The following is a 19,525-nucleotide window of genomic DNA, read 5'->3' as shown; positions in this document are numbered from 1 at the left end:
AAGTAGCATAAACAAAAATAAGTTTTTATCACATATTTTTGGTAGATCAAAGCCGCTTTTAGCTAAATTTAGCCTCATAACTTTCTTAAGGGAAAAGATGCAAACTTGCGTGATTTTAGCAGGTGGCAAAAGCTCACGTATGGGGCAAGATAAGACGCTTTTGCCATTTGGTGGTTTTAAGACGCTTACTCATTATGAGGTTGCGAAATTTAGCAAAGTTTTTGGTGAAGTTTATGTAAGCTCAAAATTTGAGAAATTTAGCCCGCCACTAAAGCTTATAAAAGATGAAAATAGCGATAGCTATTCGCCAATGCTCGCACTTTACTCCATTCTTAAAAATTTTGATCATAGCATTTTTGTGATACCAGCTGATATGCCATTTTTTGATCTTTCTAGCCTTAAAGAGCTTGTTAAATTTAAAGATGAATTTGATATGGTTGTGGCCAGTGATAATGAGCACATCCACTCACTTTGTGGTTTTTTTAGTCCAAGGCTTGCCATTTTGGCTCATGAGTTTTATTTAAAAAATGAGCATAAAATCGGACTTTTGAGAAAAAGCTGTAAATGCAAAGTCGTAAATTTTAAAGATAGTGAGCAGTTTTTTAATGTAAATTTCCCTGACGAATACGAAATGGCAAAGAAAATCCAAGAAAAGAAGATAGATGATGAGTAAAATTTTATTATTTTTAAGCCTTGGCCTTAGTTTTTTGATGGCAAGTGGGTTAGATGATTTTAAAAGAGCACAAGAGCTGGAGCAAAGTGGTGACATAAAGGCTGCGATGCAAATTTATAAAGAGCTAGCCAAAAGCTCTTTAAACGAGCAAAACGTGATACAAAATGTACAAGCAAGCGAGCCAGCACCAAGAGAGGCAAAGCTAAAGCAAGCTGATCTTTTAAGAGAAGATAAAAGTGGTAAAAATTTACAAAATGCACTTGGTATCGAGCTTTATAAATTTAACTACCTTTTGCCAGTAACTTATGCTAAAAATGTGCCAGATGATGAGCGAAAAAGCGTTGAAACTAAGTTTCAAATAAGCCTTGCAAAGCCGTTGTTTTATGACCTGTTTGGATTTAGAGAGAGCCTTGTGGCTGCCTATACGCAGACATCTTGGTGGCAGATAACAAGAACTTCAGCGCCGTTTCGTGAGACAAACTATCAACCAGAAATTTTTCTAAATTTTGCTTCGCCAAAATATTTGGATCAAATAGGTGTAAAAAACCTAAAATTTGGACTTTTGCATGAGTCAAATGGACGAGATGGTAGCAATTCAAGAAGCTGGAATAGAGCTTATGTGCAAAGTGATTTTGTTTTTGACAAGCTTAGCATTTCGCCAAGAGCTTGGATGATAGTAGGCAATAAGGGCGATAATAAAGATATATTAAAATACATAGGACACGGCGATGTAAGGCTTAGCTACAACCTTAATGATCACATTTTTAGCCTAATGCTAAGAAATAACTTACATTTTGATAAAACAAATAAAGGTGCTGCTGAAATTTCATATATGTTTCCTATCTTCTCAACCGGAGTTTATGGCTATTTGCAGTATTTTACGGGATATGGCGAGAGTTTGATTGATTATAATAGACATACTGATAAATTTGGTCTTGGTTTTGTTATTTTAAAATAAGCTAAAAATTTTAAACTTACAAAATGGCTAAATTTAGGCAAATAGTCATAAATTTACTCAATTATGTCAAAAAAATTTAATTAATCAAAAAACTTAAAAATATTAGAAAAAATACAAGCAAATTTTGCTAAAATCTTAAGCAAAATCTCAGAGCAAAGGAGTTTTTATGAGCGGAATCTCACTAATTGTCTGTTTTGTTGTAGCCATCATACTTATGATCGTTATGATCTCTAAGCTAAAAGTGCATCCATTCTTGGCACTTATGAGCATTTCTTTGGTTCTTGCGATCGTCGCAGGTATCGATCTATCAAAGATCCCAGCGATGATAGGTGTCGGCTTTAGTGGCACATTTAAGAGTATCGGTATCGTTATTATCTTTGGAACGATCATCGGCACCGTGCTTGAAAAAACGGGAGCTGCTTTAAAGCTAGCTGATATGGTCGTAAAGCTAGTCGGACAAAAGCGTCCAGAGCTTGCTATGCTCATCATGGGCTGGGTTGTTGGCATTCCGGTATTTTGCGATAGTGGATTTGTCGTTTTAAACTCTATTCGTGAGGCGCTTTATAAGAAAATTTCAGCAAGCCCAGTCGCGATGTCAGTCGCACTTAGTGGTGGTCTATACGCATCTCACGTCTTCATACCACCAACACCAGGCCCAATAGCAGCCGCAGGAACACTTGGTCTTGGCGGAAATTTACTCCTTGTTATCATTATGGGAACAGTCGTTTCAGTGCCTGTTTTGATAGCTGTTTATTTCTTTTCAAAGAGTGTTGGCAAAAGCGTGACTATCAGCGACAAAGATGCTGACGCTACTATCACAGCTAGTTACGAAGAGCTTTTAAAGAAATTTGGCACGCTACCTAGCGGATTTTTGAGCCTTGCTCCTATCATCATGCCTATCATTTTTATGGCGATCGGCTCTATTGTCGATGTTTTAGCAAAACAAGGCATGTTTGATAAAACGGCTCTCTTGCCAAAGATACTTTTATTTTTAGGAAATCCTATCGTTGCTCTTGCAATCGGCGTGATCTTTTGCGTGTTTTTATTAGTAGAAGCCAGAAAGATAAGAGAATTTGACTATATCACGAATGAATCTTTAAAGATTGCTGGACCGATACTCTTTATCACAGCAGCTGGCGGTGTTTTGGGTAATGTCATCACTGAGGCTGGCTTTGTAAATTTCATAAAAGAAAATGCAACCGCCATAAAAGCGATAGGAATTTTCTTCCCATTCATTATCTCAGCCGTGCTAAAAACCGCTCAAGGAAGCTCAACTGTGGCTATCATCACGACAGCATCTATCATGGGCGCATTTAGTGCTGATAGCTCGCTAATGCATACACTTGGCTTTACGAGTGAAATTTCAGCTGCACTTTGTGTCATGGCGATAGCATCTGGTGCGATGTGTGTATCTCACGCAAATGACAGCTACTTCTGGGTTGTGACAAATTTTAGCAAGATGAGTGCAGAACAAGGATATCGCACACAAACAGCTATGACGTTTATAATGGGTATCGTTGGTATAATTAGCGTTTACATATTATCTTTGGTGCTTTTATGAGAATTTTAGTTGCGATTGATTCATTAAAGGGCTCGCTTAGCTCGCTTGAAGCGGGCCTTGCTGTAAAAGAAGGACTAGAAGAGATCGGCTGTGAGGTCGTTGTCAAGCCTATCGCAGATGGTGGCGAGGGTAGTGTAGAGGCGATGGCTGATGCACTTGGTGCGAAATTTATAGATACGATAGTTAAAAATCCACTTGGAATTGAAATTTTAGCTAGATATGCACTAAAAGATGACCTTGCAATACTTGAAATGTCAAGTGCTTCTGGCCTTACGCTCATAAACCCAGACGAGAGAAATCCACTAAAGACTAGCACATTTGGTTTTGGTCAGATGATAAAAGATGCCATTGCTAAAGGTGCCAGAAAATTTATCATTGGCATCGGTGGAAGTGCGACAAATGACGCTGGTACAGGCATGCTTAGCGCACTTGGCTTTAAATTTTATGATAAAGATGGTGCTTTACTTGAAGGAAAAGGCGAAAATTTAGTCAAAATTTATGAGTTTACAGATGAAGAGGCGCTAAAAGAGCTAAAGGATTGCGAGTTTTTAATAGCCTGCGATGTGGACAATCCGCTTTATGGTATGAATGGAGCAGCCCATGTTTATGCTCCTCAAAAGGGTGCAAATGGCCGTATGGTAAAAGAGCTTGATGATGGGCTAAAACACTTTGCAACTCTTGTAAAGGAAAAGACCAATAGCAAATTTCACACACAAAAAGGTGCTGGTGCCGCTGGCGGACTTGGCTTTGCATTCGTGGCATTTTTAGGAGCGAAACTTCGCCCAGGTATTGAGATCATTACGCAGACTATCGCGCTTGAGGATGAGATCAAAAAGGCTGATCTAGTCATCACTGGCGAAGGCCGTATGGACTTTCAAAGCTCAATGGGAAAGACTCCGACTGGGGTTGCAAAACTAGCCAAAAAGTATCATAAGCCAGTGATCGCATTTGCTGGAAGTGTGCAAAAATGTGCCAAAGATTGTCACAAAAATGGGATTGATGCCTATTTTTGTATATTAAATGAGCCAGTAAGTCTTGAAGAAGCGATGAGAAAAGACGTTGCAATTAGAAATTTAAAGATGACAGCAGAGCAAGCTGTAAGACTCTTTAAAATAGCAAATAAACTTTGATGTTTAGCAGGCTGGTAAAATTTTACTAGCCCTTAAATCTAATGATCGATTTATAAAAATGGCTATTGTTGGTTTGGGATATAAATTTAAAGTGTTTTATTGATCTCAAATATCAACTAGAGCTTTAAATTTTTATTCCTCAGCCTATATTTATTCTTAAATTTTGCCATCATTTTTTCATTGTATTTATATGAAAGATGTTTTTAAACCCCAACAAATCTCACTACTAAGCGGGCTTATCTAAATTTATAAATCACATATAAGTTTTCTCATAAAGCTTTTTGTTTATTGTGGCTTTTTACACAAGAAGCAAAACCTACTCTCCCGCTAAATCCTCAGCCACCTTTGCGGCAAGTCTCAGCTTATCACTGTCAAAATGAGTGTAAATTCGCGAGGTATTTAAGCTTGCATGCCCTAATGCTTCTTGCACCAGAACAAGGTCTTTTTGCTTTTTGTAAAGCATCGTTGCAAAGGTGTGGCGCAGCATGTGGGCACCATTTTTCTCTTTTCTGATACCAGCTTTAAAAAGGATCTGCTCTACTATGCGACTTACGTAGGCTTGCGTCAGTCTGGTACCTTTTTTATTGATAAAAAGATAGCCTTCTTTATTGATGTAGTTTATTGCAATCGCATTTAGATGAGCTTCTATTAAGTGTCGTTTTATCATAACAACGCGGTATTTGTTACCTTTGCCCCGGATCCTAATGATAAAAAGATCGCCATCTTCAGTGATGTCCTTTCGCTTTAAATTTAGAGCCTCACTCACACGAATGCCAGTAAAAATTATCGTTTTTATTATGAGCTTATTGCGATTTGAGTTTTGCTTAAAATCACTCTCCTCGATCGCATCAAGAAATTTTTTGACCTCATCTTCACCCATAAACTCAGGTAACTTTTGCCCTTTATTGCCACTCACTCCGCCCCAGTTTTTTAAATTTATATCAAAAACATGGGCCTTGCCATCCTCTTCGTTTTGTTTGTCTAAAAACGCAAAGAAATTTATCACTGAGATGCGGTAATTTTTCTTACTAGCATCGCTTAGTCCGCCAGTCGTGCTAGCTAGTATTTCGCTTAACAGCTCTTCATCGATCTGCTTTAGGCTGCTAAGCTCGTAAAATTTCATCGTTTCATATATTTTTTTAAGTGGATTAAAGTAGGTATTTATACCAGTAAGCCCTGCATTTCTCGCACTTTTTACCAAACCATCAAGCTGATCAATGTTCTTTACCTCACGGCTTAGAGCGTAATTCACACTTGCAAGTGCCTTTGGATCTCGAAGCTCTTTATTCGAAAGTGAGCTAAGTTTAAATTTGACGTAGCGAGTGAGCCAAAATATAAATGAGTTTTCAAAATTATCTTTACAATCAAGCGGGTATTTCAAACCAATAACCTTAAATTTTTATTTTGAAAAGTATTATATTTGAAATTTTATAAAATCTACTCTTTTTAAAATTCAACTATAAAAGCTTAAGCAAATATCCATTTTCAGCGGCTTCAAGCTTATATTTATGCATCTTATCAAGTTCTAAAACCACTCTGAAATATCTATCATGCCAGCCTATGATCACATTTTTAAAATATTCATTTTCAAGTTTTAAGCTCTTAGTTTTAAAGCTTCTTGGCGGCTTTGCAAAGTCAAGAACGATCTTATTTTTTTCATAAGCAAAATGCTTTAAATTTTTAGCTTTTGTAGCGATTTTTAGCTCTTTGTTATTGGCTAGAAAGCTTATAAAACCTAGAAATTTAACATCTTTTCCATTTTTTGTGCTATCAACTGGTTTTGTGCTAGGCTCAATCTTTATTTCGACTACCTTTTGTTCAGGTTTTATGGTAGTTTCTTTTGTTTTGTCTGTGCTAAGATCGATCACTACAACACTTGGAGTTGGCATATCTGAGGTTTTGTTTCTATCTTTGTTTGAAATTTTAGTTTCATTTTTTTCTATTATCACAGGAGTGCTTACTTTTTGGCTAGGCATATTTGCCATTGTGACCGAAACATCTAGCTTTTTTGCCACGACTGGTTCTGGATTTTTTACCTTATTTAAAGCAAATTCATCGCTGTAATCGATAGTTTTATTTATATCGGCTAGCCTTTTTTCCTTTATAGTACCGTCATTTGCTCTATATCTTATGGTGACATCTAGTAAAAGTGCCGCATCGCTTGGAAATTTAAACGAAAGAGAATCAAAGCTATCAAATTTTTCTATGATATTTGTTGTCATAACGCTTGTATTTAGCTCGCTAATAGGCATAAATGGGTTCTCTCTAGCAAACACGCTTGCTGCAAATATAGATAAAACTAACCAAATTTTTTTCATCATTCCTACTTTTTATTAAAGTCCGGCTCAAGGCCTTGTAATTCAAAATAATCTTTTTGCAGACGCGCGTTCATTTTTTTTAAAATTTCCACGTCCTCGCTAAGTCTATCTTTTTTACTCTGAAGACTTAGCATAACATCAAGTGAGCGTTTGCCAAACATCATATTGCCTACATAAAAAGCAAACATAGCCACACAAATGGTGGCTATGACGTAGCGTAATGTCGGTCTAATGTATTTTAAAATTTTATGAAATATGCCATCTTCTTTGCCATATTCATCTAAAATTTCGCTCAAATATTATCCCCTAAAAACTCACCCGCCTCAAGCTCGATCTCAAGCAAGCGGTTGTATTTTGCGTTGCGCTCGCTTCTTGAAGTGGCACCTGTCTTTATCTCGCCAGTGTTTAGCGCGACTGCAAAGTCAGCGATAAACGCATCTTCGCTCTCGCCGCTTCTGTGGCTCATTATGCAGCGGTAGCCGTTTCTTTGAGCAAGGCGGACAGTTTGCATAGTTTGCGTGACTGAGCCTATTTGATTTGGCTTGATTAAGATCGCATTTGCGATGTTTTTCTCGATGCCTTCGCGTAAAATTTTCTCATTTGTGACAAAAAGATCGTCGCCAACTAGCTGCACCTTGCTGCCAAGCCTTTTTGTAAGCTCAGCCCAGCCGCTCCAGTCATCCTCGCTAAGGCCATCTTCGATAGAGAATATCGGATATTTTTCACAAAGTTTTTCGTAGTAGCTAATAAGCTCGTCGCTGCTAAATTTCTTGCCTTCAAGCTCGTATTTGCCGTCTTTGTAAAGCTCGCTTGAAGCGACATCAAGTGCTAGCTTTATCTGGCTGCCTAGCTCATATCCAGCCTCTTTTATAGCTTGTGAGATAAGCTTTAGTGGCTCTTCGTTGTCTTTTAAATTTGGAGCAAAGCCACCCTCGTCGCCGACAGCAGTGCTGTGACCAGCTGCGTTTAGGATAGATTTTAGCTTGTGATAAATTTCAGTTGCAGCTCTTAGTGCCTCGCTAAATGTGCTAAAGCCAAATGGCATGATCATAAATTCTTGAAAATCAACGCTGTTATTTGCGTGCGCGCCGCCATTTATGATGTTAAACATCGGCACTGGCAAGATGCTAGCGTTTGCACCGCCAAGGTAGCGATAAAGCGGGATATTTAGACTCTTTGCAGCTGCGCGAGCTACCGCCATAGATACGCCAAGGACAGCGTTTGCGCCTAAATTTGAGTAGTTGTGCGTGCCATCAAGCTCAAGCATCTCCGCATCGACTGCTTTTTGGTTATAAGCATCAAGTCCTATCACTGCTTCTGCGATCTTTTCATTTACGTTTGAAACAGCCTTTAAAACGCCTTTGCCAGCATATCTCTCGTCTTTATCACGAAGCTCGAGCGCCTCACGCTTGCCAGTGCTTGCGCCACTTGGTACGATCGCGCTTGCCTCGGTGCCGTCGCTTAGTCTAACTGTCGCACGAACTGTTGGGTTGCCTCTGCTGTCTAAAACCTCGTGAGCTTCTACATCTTCAATAAATACCATTATTCATCTCCTGCTTCGTTTGTGTCGTCGTCTTCGTCTTTTGCGCCGCTGCTTATTAGGTGGTCTATACCCATTGAGCCTTTGATCGCCGCTACTATCTCATCAGAAATTTCTGGGTGCTCTTTTAGGTAGGCTTTGGCGTTTTCTCTGCCTTGACCTAGTTTTTCGGCCTTGTAGCTAAACCACGCGCCTGATTTGTCGATGATATCGAGCTTTACGCCATAGTCGATGATCTCGCCCTCTTTGCTCACACCCTCGCCAAACATAATGTCAAATTCAGCCACCTTAAATGGAGGCGCGACCTTGTTTTTAACCACTTTTGCTTTTGTGCGGTTGCCGATAGGCTCGTCGTTTTGTTTAAGTGTGGCTATCTTTCTGACATCGATCCTTACAGATGAGTAAAATTTAAGCGCATTACCGCCAGTCGTGGTCTCTGGCGTGCCATATCCCATCATACCAATCTTCATACGAATTTGGTTGATGAAGATAACAGTTGTCTTCATCTTGCTTAAAATTCCAGTTAGCTTTCTAAGCGCCTGACTCATAAGCCTTGCTTGCAGGCCAACGTGCTGATCGCCCATATCGCCGTCTATCTCGCTCTTTGGAGTAAGAGCAGCGACGCTATCAACTACGATAAGATCGATCGCACCGCTTCTTGCAAGTGTCTCAACGATCTCAAGTGCCTGCTCGCCAAAGTCAGGCTGAGAGACATAGAGGTTGTCGGTATTTACGCCTAAATTTGAGGCGTATTTTACGTCTAGTGCGTGCTCTGCATCGACAAACGCACAAATTCCGCCAGCCTTTTGCGCTTCAGCGATGATGTGAAGTGTGAGCGTGGTCTTACCAGAGCTCTCTGGTCCATAGATCTCGATGATCCTGCCTTTTGGAACGCCGCCTATGCCAAGAGCCAGATCAAGCCCTAGCGAGCCAGTCGGTATCGACTCGATAGCCTCAACCTCTTTGTCGCCAAGTCTTAAAAGCGTGCCTTTGCCAAAAGCTTTATCGATCTGCTTTAGTGCAAGCTCAAGCGCCTTTTTCTTGTCCGCTTCGCTCTCTGGGATAGCTATCTTTTTGTCACTATCTTTTTCTTTTGCCATTTTTTACCTTATAGTTGAAATTTGGCTTGATTTTATCTAAAAAGAGATGAATTTTACTTGATTTACTCGCAAATTATAATATTTTCGCCAAGCAGTGCAGCGCTATCAATAAGAGCAAAAAGCTGCTCTTTTTCAAACAAAAATCCATAAATTTGATCTTCGTTTTTTAGTATCGCAAGCTTAAATGGCTCCACAAGCGAGCTTGCGCAAAGGTTTAAAAAAGCTTCATCGATACTGTTTTGCGAAATTTGTGGTTTGGTTTTGAAATTTTCATCTTTTATAAAAGAGAGAAATTCCTCTTGTGAGGTAGATTTATTAAATTTAAAAATTAATTTTTCTTTTAAGGCCTCAGCCAAAATTTCATCAAATTTAACTAGATCGATATGATCTTTTACGCCTAAAATTTTGGCAAAATTTAGCAAGTTTTTGTCATAACTAGCCACATTTTTCTCATGCTCGCTTTGCGCCTTTTTAGCCCTATAAATGGCATAAAAACCGATAGCTATAAACAAAAGTGAAAGGGTAAAAACTTCGCTAAAAAACTCACTCATCATCATCCTTATAAAATGCAAACTTCAGTCTTAAGCTCTACGCCAAATTTCTCTAAAACTCTAGCTCTAGCCAAATTTATAAGGCTAGTGGCGTCCTCAAAGCTTGCGTGGTTAAAATTTATCAAAAAATTTGCGTGCTCTTCGCTAAATTTCGCTCCGCCGATAGCGTATCCCTTTAGTCCAACTGCCTCAAGCAACGCCCCTGCAAAGTGCCCTTCAGGATTTACAAAGCAGCTGCCAAAGCTAGCTCCTTTTGGTTGATTTGCCCTTTTTGCGCTTATAGCATTAGATATGCTTGCATCAAAGCCGCTATGAAGCTCAAATTTAGCCCCCAAAATAGCCTCATCTATGCCGCTGTGGCGGTAGCTAAAGCTTATCTCTTCTTTTCTCACCCAGCCACGAGCCAGACGCAAATGCGTGAGGTTGTCGCTTATGCTAAATTTAAGCAGTCCAGCGTTCATTTTGATAAGTCCGCCAAGCGTGCCTGGGATATTTTTTAAAAACTCAAGGTTTGCGATGTTATTTTGTTTGCAGAAGTTATAAATTTTAGCTGATTTTGTCGCAGCACCTATCTCAAGGTAAATTTTCTCATCACAAATTTCTAAATTTATATAGTCAAAGCTCTTGCCAAGCATTGCCATTTTTGGGGGATTTGGCGAGATAAGAAGGTTGTTGCCCCCGCCTATCATTACAGCGCCTAAAAAGTAAGGTGAGCTTAGATCTTCAAGGCTATCAACCTCGAAAATTTCATGCACGCCGCCTATCCTAACTGAGGTAAATTTAGAAAAATCAACAAGCCTCGTCACTGGATAAATTCCGGTATAAAATCAAGCATGCGAGTGGTAAATTCAACCATCATCGAGATCATCCAAGGCATTAAAAATATGATGACAACGACGACTAGCAAAATTTTTGGCACGAAGCTTAGCGTGGTTTCGTTTATCTGTGTGGTCGCTTGAAAAATGGAGATGATAAGACCTGCTATTAGTCCGCTTAGCAGCATCGGAAGGCTGATATAAAGGGCGATCTTAAAGGTTTCAACTCCAAGTGAGACAAGCGTGCTTTGCATCAGCTAAACCTTACTTCGTTGTATTCAGTTGGGATTAGATAGTCGTTTACGTCGATAGCTTTTTCAAAAAAGCCTTTGTCATAGCCTATTTGATAGAGCTTATTTAGCGCTTTTAGTTGCGTTTCGTTCATGCTTATTGACTCGTCATTTGCGTATAAATTTAGATACGTTTTAAGCTCATCTTTGCCAACTCTGATGAGATTTCGCTCCATTAGCATGTGAGATAAAAATGGTTTGTGCGAAGTGGCGATCCTAACGGCCTCGCTAAGCACTCTCTCGCACTCTATCGCGTCGGTTATGGGCAGGCTTCGTCTAAGCGCCATACCGCCAAGTGGAAGCGGTAAATTTTCGCCGTTTAGCTCGCTCCAGATGTCCCAAATCTCACGCTCCACGCAGAGCTGGTCTGAGAAATTTAAGATACTTTCATGTATAAGCACGCCAGCATCGACTTCGCCGCTAAGCACGGCATTTTCGATCTCTAAGAAATTTTTATAAACGATCCTTGCCTCTGGGTAGGCTATGCGAAAGAGCAGAGCATTTGTCGTATTTTTGCCAGATAGCGCAACCTTGAAATTTCGCTTTAGCTGCTTATCTTTTAGCTTGATAAGCTTTGGACCATATCCATTACCAAAGCTCACCGCACAGCGCAAAAGTGCAAATTCATCGCAAATTTTAGGATAGAGCGCAAAGCTGATCGCTGTGGCCTCATAAGTGCCTTTTAGCGCCTCTTCGTTTAGCGTTTCTATATCAAGCGCCTTTGATGTGAAGGCTAAATTTTTACTGCTAACCCAGCCAAATTTGACCGCGGCATACATGAAAATATCGTCAGCGTCTGGCGAGTGAGCGACGTTTATGGTTTTTAGATTATGCAAAGATGATCCTTTTTTTGATTACGCCATTTTAATGAAATTTATTTAAAATAAAGTTTTAAGGGCGGTTTTGAAACGATTTTACCAGCTTTGCCTCTTTGAAATTTAGTACGTATTTCACGTCTATGGCGTCTTTAGCACCTTTTCTTCGTGCTAGGATCGTCGAGTAAAACGGATGCTTAAGTTCAAGCATCTTAAGCAGTTTTTTATCGCTATCTTCTTTTTTTATATTTTCAACGATTATTGTCGTTAAAAATTTACCCTCAAACTCGTAAAATGGCCACACTATTACGCCAGCGTCGCTTGTTTTAAAGTCCGTGATTTTAGATTTTTTAGGGATATTTAGCATGGAGATGATCTTTTTGCGGGAGCTGTCCGTATTTTGCACTGAGATCACCTTTACAAGCAGGTCTTTTTTGACGCCGAGGCCATTTTGGCTAAAGCGATAAACTCCGTCTTCAAGGATGCCAGCTTTTTTAAAGGCGTTAGCGTAGTTTGCGGCGGTGCAAGCAGTTAACAAAAGCGACAAAAACATTAAAATTTTTATAAATTTCATCTTTTCTCTTAAAATTTTACTCTCTTTAGCCTATCCGAAGCGAAATTTTTCCTGCCAAATTTTGCTTCATCTTTGCCGTTTAGCTCGACCAGATCGCCAGTAAAGCCACAAATGTCATTTTTAACAAGATAACTTCCAACGCCATAAGTATCAACCGGCGTGTTATAAGCTTCAAATTCTTTTATAATTTTAGGGCTAAAGCCTGAGCTAACGACGATTTTAACGTATTTAAAACCAGCTTTGTCAAGCGCCTCTCTTAGAGCAAATATAAGCTCCTTGCAAACGCCGTGTGGGTCAAATTTGCTCGTGTCTTTGTTCTCAAAATATTTATCTATCAAATTTTTACTAGTATCCACTCTAACCGCGCCAAGCCTCTCTTTTAGGGCGTTTGCAGCCTTTAATGCGTCTGTGATCACGTCGTTGTTATAGTCCACTAAGGCCGTGATCTTCTCATTTTTAAAGGTTTTAGCATAAATTTCTGAGGCTTTTACTATATCCCCGCCGCACATTTGAATAAGCGCATGAGGCATGGTGCCACCACCTTTTAGCCCAGTAAGCTCGCCCTGAGCATCTGTGGCGACCTTTTTGATGCCGCCTACAAATGATGCATAGCCGTCGCCTGGTTGCGTGCAGATGTCATCTTGCCTATCCGCCATGCTAAAGACGTCCTTGCCATTTGCCGCTCTTATCACATCTCTTGAGTTTGTCGCTACACAGCTTCTTCTAGTAAGCGTCGCGTCGATCACATTTTCTAAAAAGCCAAAATTTTCATACTTGCCGCTTATTTTTAAAACTGGCTCGTTTGCGTTTATAATATCGCCATCATCAAGTGCGTAAATTTCAAGCTCGCTTGAGTTTTTGGCAAATTTATTGATGATGGCTAAAACCTCGTCAATGCCACAAAGCACGATATCATCGCGCCTTTGGAAAAACTGCATCGTCACGTGCTGATCTGGCAGGTTTTGCTTAATTATCTCATTTACTTTTAGAAAATATTTTGCGGTGAAGTAGCCCTCGCCGATCCTTGGATCTAGCCTAAAAGTCTTATCTGTTAGCCTTTTTATCTTGCCTTGCATCTTTAGCTCAAGTTCGTTCATGTCTGTCCTTTTTTATCGTGATTATAGCATTTTGGTAGAAAAGTGAAAATTATAAAAATATATTTTAAGAATGTATAAGAGTATATTTTATAAAATCTTGAAATTTTAGTTTTAAAGGAAAAATATGAAAAAGTTTTTACTTCTAATGGCCGCAATTTTTGCATTTGGCAATGAAAATTTGCTAGTAAGTGCGGGCGGCGGATATAAAAAGATAGTTGAGGCAGTCGCACAAAACCTCAAAAAAGATGGCGTAAATATCGACACTTCTTTTGCAAATATCACAGCTATCATGGCTCAGGCAAAAGAGGGCAAAACTGACGTGATCGTAGGCGACGAGGACTTTTTGAAAAAGTCTGATCTAAAGATCGCTGAATACGTAAATTTAGGCTCAGGCGCTTTGGTGCTAGCTACTAAAAAAGGTGTGAAAATTGAAAAAGTTGAAGAGCTAAAAGCGCTTTCTAAGATCGCTATGCCAGACGCAACAAAGACTGTTTATGGTAAAAGAGCGAATGAATTTATGCAAAAAGCAAATTTAAGTGGCGAACTAAAGGATAAAATTTTAGCAGTTGCCGGCGTACCACAAGTCGTTACATATATATTAAACGGTGAAGTTGATGCTGGGTTCATCAACCAGACCGAACTAAACGCACACAAAGATGAATTTGGTAGTTTTATCTTGATAGACAAATCGCTTTACGCTCCAGCAAACATTGTAGCTGCAAAGCTTGAAGGATGCGACAAAAAGGCTGATTGTGATAAATTTTTAAATGAGCTAAAAAGCGAGAGATCAAAAGAAATTTACACTAAATTTGGCATAAGATAAGGCTAAGCTTGCAAGAGCTCTCTTGGCTGTTTGATCCGCTATTTTTAAGTGTAAAGGTCGTTTTGTGCCAAGGGGCTTTACTTATCATTTTTGGGCTGGCTTTAGCCTATTATTTAGCTTTTGGTAAGGCTAAATTTAAAGCTATTTTAGAGATGATCGTAACTTTTCCGCTCATCTTTCCGCCCATTGCGACTGGATTTTTACTGCTTTATCTGCTTGGCAAAAATGGCATCGTCGGCAAAGCTTTAAATTTAGAAATTATTTTTAGTTTTAAGGCTCTTGTATTAGCTGCTTTTATAGCTTCGCTGCCGCTATTTGTAAAGCCTGTCGCTTCTGCTCTTAGCTCACTTTCAAAAAGCCTTAGCGAAGCAGCATACAGCCTTGGAAAAGATAAATTTCAAACAGCTATTTTCGTGCTCTTCCCATGTGTTGCAAAAAGCGTAGCAGCGGCTTTTATCTTAGCGATCTCGCGTGGGCTTGGCGAGGTTGGCATAACACTAATTTTGGGTGGCAATATCATAGGCAAAACAGACACTATTTCGCTTGCCATTTATAATGCCGTATACGATGGTAAAAGCGATGAAGCACTAGTTTTAAGCCTTATTTTGGTTGTATTAAGCTTTATTTTATTTGGGATTATAAATTTGCTTGATAAAAGCAAAATTTAAAATGAGAGTGGCGAGAGGATGAGAGAATCGAACTCCCCACCAGACGGTCAACCGCCCAGTCATCGGGTTTGAAGCCCGTGAGCATCACCAGATTACTTTATCCTCCGTGCGCGTTATTTTAGCAGATTTAGATAAATTTTAGCCCATTTTCTATAAACTTTTTGAAATTACAAAAGGATTTCTGATTTTAAAATTTAGCGTTTTTGCATTTTTGGCTCTATTTTTTTGCTCTTGCTCTTCGGTTCTTTCTCCAGCAACTGCACCGCTAAATGTCTATGATGCGTACTCTATTTCACGCGATAAACGTGGTATTTACTCGATCACAAGAGATAAATTTATACAAAGTAAGCTACAAAGCAAAATTTTATTTTCAAAAGGGCTTAGCAATATAGATATTGAGATCGAGTGTTTTTACGGCGATGCTTATCTGATCGGGCTTGTTGATAGTAAAGAGCTTGAAGATAAGCTAGTAGAACTAGCCAAAAGTACAGATGGCGTGCGAAAAATTTATACCTATCTTCGTATCAAAAAGCCAGAATATCCATGCGATAGTCTAAAAATTCTCGCAAACTTAAAGCAAAATCTTTTTAAAGATAGTATAGTTGAGGGCACAAATGTGCGTGTTAGCATAGTTGGCTGCGATGTCGTATTTAGCGGCGTAGTTGATAGCATTGAGCAAGAAAAACATGCTATTTGGTACGCTAAGCACATTGACGGCGTGGCCGATGTATACTCATTTATTAAAGTTATCAAATAAATTTAGCTTAAATATCGCGCTTTTTTACAAAGCTTGCTATTAGGCTTGGCAAGATGATTAGCGCACCAAGAAGCATAAATACCATAACAAGATCGGTTAGTAAGCCAAAATATATAGTTGGGATAAAGTTACTAGTTATCATCACGCTAAAGCCAAGAAAAATAGTGAACGATGTGTAATACATCGCATATCCGATGCTTGCGTGAGCAGCTTTAATACTCTCAAAAACGCTTTTTGTAAGCATTTCTTCTTTAAAGCGGTGGATATAGTGAATGATATCATCAACGCCGATACCTATACTAATGGCTGCGATCGTGATACTCATTACATCAAGCGGAATGCCAAAAAATCCCATCACACCAAAGAGTGTGCAAAGTGGGATTAAATTTGAAACAATCGCAATGGTTGCTAGCTTTATGCTTCTAAAAATAAAGCAAAATATGACAAAAAGTATAGCAACAGTTAGCCCAAAGGTATCAACTTGCGAGCTAAGTAAATTTTGAAGCATATTGTTATAAAGCACCATCATGCCGGCCACTTCTATGCTTACATTGTCATTTTTAGTAAGCTGTGCTAGCCCTTCTCTAAGCTCTTTTAGAAATAAATTTCGTCTAAGCTCAGAGTCGCTATCGACGATCCTTATGCTAAATCTAAGCTCGTCATTTTCAACGCTCACATAAGGGCTTAATAAGATATTTTTATAGTTTTGTGGCAATTTCTCATACATTGCAGCTAATAAAAAATCATCACTCGCACCGTTATTTAGCTCTTTTATGGCTTTTATAAGGGTTGCTAGCGAGCTTACATGTCCGACAAATTTTTGCTCTTTTATATAGTCGTGAATCTTCTCAGCAACCCTTGTGTGATAGCTATTAAACCAGTATTTCGCATCCTTGGCATTACTTTCAAACTCATTTTCAAACTCATCTTGCTCGGTATTTTTATCTTGTTTTTGCTCTTTAAATTTCACTATCACATCAACTGGTATCGTGCCGCCAAGTTTGGTATCAATAACTTGCATTCCTTGGCGAATTTCTGTGCTTTCTTTAAAGTAGCCAATGAAGCTATTTTCAACCTTTATCTTGCTGATACCATAAACGCCAAAACAGACAACTAGAGCGCAAACTGCGTAGATAATCTTTCTTGAGTTTAAGGCTAAATTTGCGCAGTATTTTGTAAATTTAAAGCTATTTTCAAAGGTTCTAATGGGAGCTAATTTTTCTAAATTTACATTTATCGCGCCAAATAGCAAAAACGCAAGTACAAGCGAAACGCTAATGCCAGTGCTCATCATAATGCCAAGCATGATAACTGGCTTTATGTCAGCACTCATAAGCGAGCTAAAGCCAATAACCGTGGTAAATATCGCCCAAAAAGATGGAGAGAATTTATCACGAAGCGTTAGATAAATTAGCTGATTTTGGCTATATTTTGGATGCTTTGTGAAAAATTCTCTATAGCTAACGACTAGATGGATGACTGTTGAAATAGTAATGATGAGCTGAAGTGCGATGTAGTTTGAGCTAATGACCGTCACTTCCCAGTCAAATATACCAAAAATTCCGGTCGTAAAAATGGCACTTACGGCACATATAAACATCGGCAAAACTATCCATCTAACCTGCCTGAAAAATAGCCACAAACTAAAGCTAAGAAGAGCAAGTACGCTTAAGCCATAGACCAAAAGATCGCTCTTTATAAAGCCTATCATATCATCAGCGATCATATTTGCACCACCTAAAAACAGCTCGTCATTTGCGTTAAATTTAGCTATGGTTGCTTTTATGGCCTCAAGGTTTTCGTGATCGCTCTTTCTAAGCTCATCTCGGTAGGCTTTAAACTCATAGGCAAGAGCCTCTAGCTTAAGTCGCTCAGCTTGTGTGATCGTACCGTTTGACTCTTTTTGGCTAAGCAAATTTCTTTCATTTACAAGCTCATTAAATTTCTCATCTTGTTTTAAATTTAGAGCAATCGCTGTAGTTTTTAGATCTTTGCTTATCAAATTTCCGCTGTAAATCGGGCTTTTGGCAAACTCAAGCTTTGCTTTTGAAATATTTATATCTTTATCTTGCAGCGTTGGAGTATGATCTAAGATACCAGTAATCCCGCCTTTTACACTATTTAAAAGCGGAATATTTATTATAGAGATGACGCTATTTACCATATCATTTTTAGCTAGTTCATCGCCTAAATTTTTGATAAGTTCTAAATTTTTAGGTGAAAAAAGATCATCTTTTGGAGTAAAAGCAACCACTAAAAATCCAGGTGCATCGTAGCGTTTGGCTATCTCTCTATAAGCTTTTAAGTCAGGATCATGCTCAAGCAGTAGCGTTTCAGCTGACGCATCAACGCTAAGCTTGGTGCTAAGATAGCCAAAAACTACGCTTAAAGCTAAAATTAGAGCAATAATAAGCTTGTTTTTGGCAATGATAAATTTAAAAATTTGTCGCATTAAGGGTTAGTTTTATTTTGATCAGGCAAAACAGCTTCGTTTAGCTTTTGTAAAAGAGTATTGAAATCAGCGTTATTTAGCACATCGCCAAACTGACTTCTATAAGTTTGAATGATGCTTACACCAACGATATCAAGATCGTAAATGAGCCATCCACGCTCTTTAGCGTCATAAAATTTATAGACAAATTCGTAGCTCTTGCCATCATTTATAAGCTCAGATGTTAGCCAGTATCTATTTTTTTGAGGTTCGCTCTCGCCAGTGATGTGGATCTGTTGGTCTTTGTAGCCTAAAAGTTTATCTATGTATGAGCTTTTTAGTTTTTGCTCAAATGCTGCGTCAAATTTAGCTTGCTCGTCGCTACTTAAGCTGTTGTAGCGTTTGCCAAGGCTAATCTTTGCCATTTGTTTATAGTCAAAAAATGGATCAAGAAGAGCAAAAATTTCTTTTGTCTTTGCATTATTGTCTAAATTTGTATCTTTTAAAATTTCAATAACCTTTGTTGTTTTCATCTCTACTTCAGGCTTGATCTGCTCTTTTGAAATAGCAAAAAGGCTAGTTGTAAAAAGTAAAATCATAGTTAGAATTTTTAAAATTTTCATATTTACTCCTTGATAAGCTTGTCGCGTCTTTGCTCGTAAGCATCGCGTAAAAATGGATAAAGATCAATAGCATCTTTTCTTAGTTTTTCATAAGCAGTTGGATCTTGCGAAAAGCTATTAAACGCTCTATATGACTTAATGCCAGTTGATAAAAGTATAGGATCAACGTAGCTAATAGGATCAGCAAAATAGTCTCCGACCATACCACCAGTATCTCTTAAATTTGATGGTCCAATAAGTGGCCAAACGATATGAAAACCGCTGCCAAGCCCCCAATATCCAAGCGTTTGTCCAAAATCTTCATCGTGAGCTTTGAGATTGTAGTATTTTGCTCCGTCTGTTAGTCCGCCAAAACCTATTATCGTATTTGCTAAAAATCTCAATGTCTCTTCGCCAGCATTTTGAAATTTAAACTGAAGTAGATTGTTTACAAAGCGAACTGGGAAAAGCAGATTATCAAAGAAATTTGAAACCATTGTTCTAGCTGTTTTTGGCACAACGTATGCATAGCCTTTTGCCACTGGAGTTAGCATATTTACATAGATAAAGTCATTTGCATGTGTCATCATTCTATTGTAACCACTAAGCGGGTCAAAAACATCTTTTCTTGCTTCAAATTCAACATCAAATTCGTCGCTTTCACTATTCGTATTTATGTCCGTATTAGCACAGGCTAAAAGCAAACTAAAAAAGATAGAAAGCAAAAATTTCATACTAAGCCTTATTTTTATTTATAAAATGTAGCTTGATTTTATCTTTTAAAAACTTTACAAGAAATTAAGAGAAATTTATAAATTGGCT

21 protein-coding genes and 1 tRNA gene are annotated in these 19,525 nt (G+C 38.6%); 7 read left to right on the top strand and 15 right to left on the bottom strand.

Annotated features, from left to right (window positions below; translation table 11 throughout):
- Nucleotides 1-97: 97 nt before the first annotated feature.
- The 4 genes from CYO92_RS01410 (at nt 98) to CYO92_RS01395 (ending at nt 4,322) form a co-directional block, all read left to right on the top strand.
- Nucleotides 98-673 carry a molybdenum cofactor guanylyltransferase gene (locus tag CYO92_RS01410; RefSeq protein ID WP_103588319.1) on the top strand — a complete coding sequence of 192 codons (576 nt, stop codon included), beginning with the start codon at nt 98-100 and terminating at the stop codon, nt 671-673.
- Entirely contained in the window at nt 666-1,631 is a 966-nt protein-coding gene (locus tag CYO92_RS01405) for a phospholipase A (protein ID WP_103588328.1), read from the top strand. Before CYO92_RS01410 ends, CYO92_RS01405 begins: the two co-directional genes overlap by 8 nt.
- A gap of 166 nt (nt 1,632-1,797) precedes the next feature.
- Nucleotides 1,798-3,192 (top strand): GntP family permease, encoded by a 1,395-nt coding sequence (locus tag CYO92_RS01400; RefSeq protein WP_103588318.1) that lies wholly within the window; start codon nt 1,798-1,800, stop codon nt 3,190-3,192.
- Nucleotides 3,189-4,322: a glycerate kinase family protein gene (locus tag CYO92_RS01395; RefSeq protein WP_103588317.1), complete on the top strand. Its 1,134-nt coding sequence runs from the start codon at nt 3,189-3,191 to the stop codon at nt 4,320-4,322. Before CYO92_RS01400 ends, CYO92_RS01395 begins: the two co-directional genes overlap by 4 nt.
- Nucleotides 4,323-4,638: 316 nt before the next feature.
- Here CYO92_RS01395 and CYO92_RS01390 read toward each other — a convergent pair whose 3' ends face one another.
- From CYO92_RS01390 to CYO92_RS01340, 11 genes are all read right to left on the bottom strand, one after another.
- Nucleotides 4,639-5,703, bottom strand: a complete 1,065-nt coding sequence (locus tag CYO92_RS01390) for a tyrosine-type recombinase/integrase (protein WP_103588316.1) — start codon at nt 5,701-5,703, stop codon at nt 4,639-4,641.
- A 76-nt stretch (nt 5,704-5,779) separates the two neighbouring features.
- Entirely contained in the window at nt 5,780-6,640 is an 861-nt protein-coding gene (locus tag CYO92_RS01385) for an AMIN domain-containing protein (RefSeq protein ID WP_103588315.1), read from the bottom strand.
- Nucleotides 6,641-6,645: 5 nt separating this feature from the next.
- A complete protein-coding gene (locus CYO92_RS01380; protein WP_103588314.1) occupies nt 6,646-6,936 on the bottom strand; it encodes a septum formation initiator in 291 nt (96 codons plus the stop codon).
- Nucleotides 6,933-8,183: a phosphopyruvate hydratase gene (eno, locus tag CYO92_RS01375; protein ID WP_103588313.1), complete on the bottom strand. Its 1,251-nt coding sequence runs from the start codon at nt 8,181-8,183 to the stop codon at nt 6,933-6,935. Before eno ends, CYO92_RS01380 begins: the two co-directional genes overlap by 4 nt.
- Nucleotides 8,183-9,280 carry a recombinase RecA gene (gene recA, locus CYO92_RS01370; RefSeq protein ID WP_002940852.1) on the bottom strand — a complete coding sequence of 366 codons (1,098 nt, stop codon included), beginning with the start codon at nt 9,278-9,280 and terminating at the stop codon, nt 8,183-8,185. The genes eno and recA overlap by 1 nt, the downstream gene beginning before the upstream one ends.
- Nucleotides 9,281-9,342: 62 nt before the next feature.
- Nucleotides 9,343-9,831 carry an addiction module antitoxin gene (locus tag CYO92_RS01365; RefSeq protein ID WP_103588312.1) on the bottom strand — a complete coding sequence of 163 codons (489 nt, stop codon included), beginning with the start codon at nt 9,829-9,831 and terminating at the stop codon, nt 9,343-9,345.
- A gap of 8 nt (nt 9,832-9,839) precedes the next feature.
- Complete coding sequence (locus tag CYO92_RS01360) at nt 9,840-10,637, bottom strand: UDP-N-acetylmuramate dehydrogenase (protein WP_103588311.1); 798 nt, start codon at nt 10,635-10,637, stop codon at nt 9,840-9,842.
- Nucleotides 10,634-10,903: a flagellar biosynthesis protein FliQ gene (gene fliQ / locus CYO92_RS01355; RefSeq protein ID WP_223154231.1), complete on the bottom strand. Its 270-nt coding sequence runs from the start codon at nt 10,901-10,903 to the stop codon at nt 10,634-10,636. The genes CYO92_RS01360 and fliQ overlap by 4 nt, the downstream gene beginning before the upstream one ends.
- A complete protein-coding gene (locus tag CYO92_RS01350) occupies nt 10,900-11,715 on the bottom strand; it encodes a menaquinone biosynthesis family protein (protein WP_051288386.1) in 816 nt (271 codons plus the stop codon). Before CYO92_RS01350 ends, fliQ begins: the two co-directional genes overlap by 4 nt.
- 112 nt (nt 11,716-11,827) lie before the next feature.
- Nucleotides 11,828-12,325 carry a chemotaxis protein gene (locus CYO92_RS01345; RefSeq protein ID WP_103588310.1) on the bottom strand — a complete coding sequence of 166 codons (498 nt, stop codon included), beginning with the start codon at nt 12,323-12,325 and terminating at the stop codon, nt 11,828-11,830.
- Nucleotides 12,326-12,333: 8 nt separating this feature from the next.
- Entirely contained in the window at nt 12,334-13,422 is a 1,089-nt protein-coding gene (locus CYO92_RS01340; RefSeq protein ID WP_103588309.1) for a nicotinate phosphoribosyltransferase, read from the bottom strand.
- Nucleotides 13,423-13,546: 124 nt separating this feature from the next.
- On the opposite strand from CYO92_RS01340, the gene modA reads away from it, so the two are divergent.
- Nucleotides 13,547-14,245, top strand: coding sequence for a molybdate ABC transporter substrate-binding protein (gene modA, locus CYO92_RS01335; protein ID WP_103588308.1), 699 nt, complete (start codon nt 13,547-13,549; stop codon nt 14,243-14,245).
- Between the two features lie 8 nt (nt 14,246-14,253).
- On the top strand, nt 14,254-14,913 hold the full coding sequence (locus CYO92_RS01330; RefSeq protein WP_103588307.1) for a molybdate ABC transporter permease subunit: 660 nt from the start codon (nt 14,254-14,256) through the stop codon (nt 14,911-14,913).
- An 8-nt stretch (nt 14,914-14,921) separates the two neighbouring features.
- Here CYO92_RS01330 and CYO92_RS09275 read toward each other — a convergent pair.
- A tRNA-Sec gene (locus CYO92_RS09275) sits at nt 14,922-15,019 on the bottom strand.
- 75 nt (nt 15,020-15,094) lie between these two features.
- Here CYO92_RS09275 and CYO92_RS01325 point away from each other — a divergent pair.
- Complete coding sequence (locus tag CYO92_RS01325; RefSeq protein WP_103588306.1) at nt 15,095-15,670, top strand: BON domain-containing protein; 576 nt, start codon at nt 15,095-15,097, stop codon at nt 15,668-15,670.
- A 7-nt stretch (nt 15,671-15,677) separates the two neighbouring features.
- On the opposite strand, the gene CYO92_RS01320 is transcribed toward CYO92_RS01325, so the two are convergent.
- From CYO92_RS01320 to CYO92_RS01310, 3 genes are read right to left on the bottom strand one after another with little or no spacing between them, the layout of a single operon-like run.
- Complete coding sequence (locus CYO92_RS01320; protein ID WP_103588305.1) at nt 15,678-18,122, bottom strand: efflux RND transporter permease subunit; 2,445 nt, start codon at nt 18,120-18,122, stop codon at nt 15,678-15,680.
- Nucleotides 18,122-18,724 carry an ABC transporter substrate-binding protein gene (locus tag CYO92_RS01315; RefSeq protein WP_087580771.1) on the bottom strand — a complete coding sequence of 201 codons (603 nt, stop codon included), beginning with the start codon at nt 18,722-18,724 and terminating at the stop codon, nt 18,122-18,124. Before CYO92_RS01315 ends, CYO92_RS01320 begins: the two co-directional genes overlap by 1 nt.
- Nucleotides 18,725-18,726: 2 nt before the next feature.
- A complete protein-coding gene (locus CYO92_RS01310) occupies nt 18,727-19,437 on the bottom strand; it encodes an MlaA family lipoprotein (protein WP_103588304.1) in 711 nt (236 codons plus the stop codon).
- Between the last annotated feature and the right edge of the window lie 88 nt (nt 19,438-19,525).

Source organism: Campylobacter concisus, from assembly GCF_002913715.1.
Taxonomy (GTDB): domain Bacteria; phylum Campylobacterota; class Campylobacteria; order Campylobacterales; family Campylobacteraceae; genus Campylobacter_A; species Campylobacter_A concisus_AG.
The sequence above is the reverse complement of the archived record's forward strand: the minus strand, read 5'-3'. Positions and strand labels throughout refer to the sequence as shown.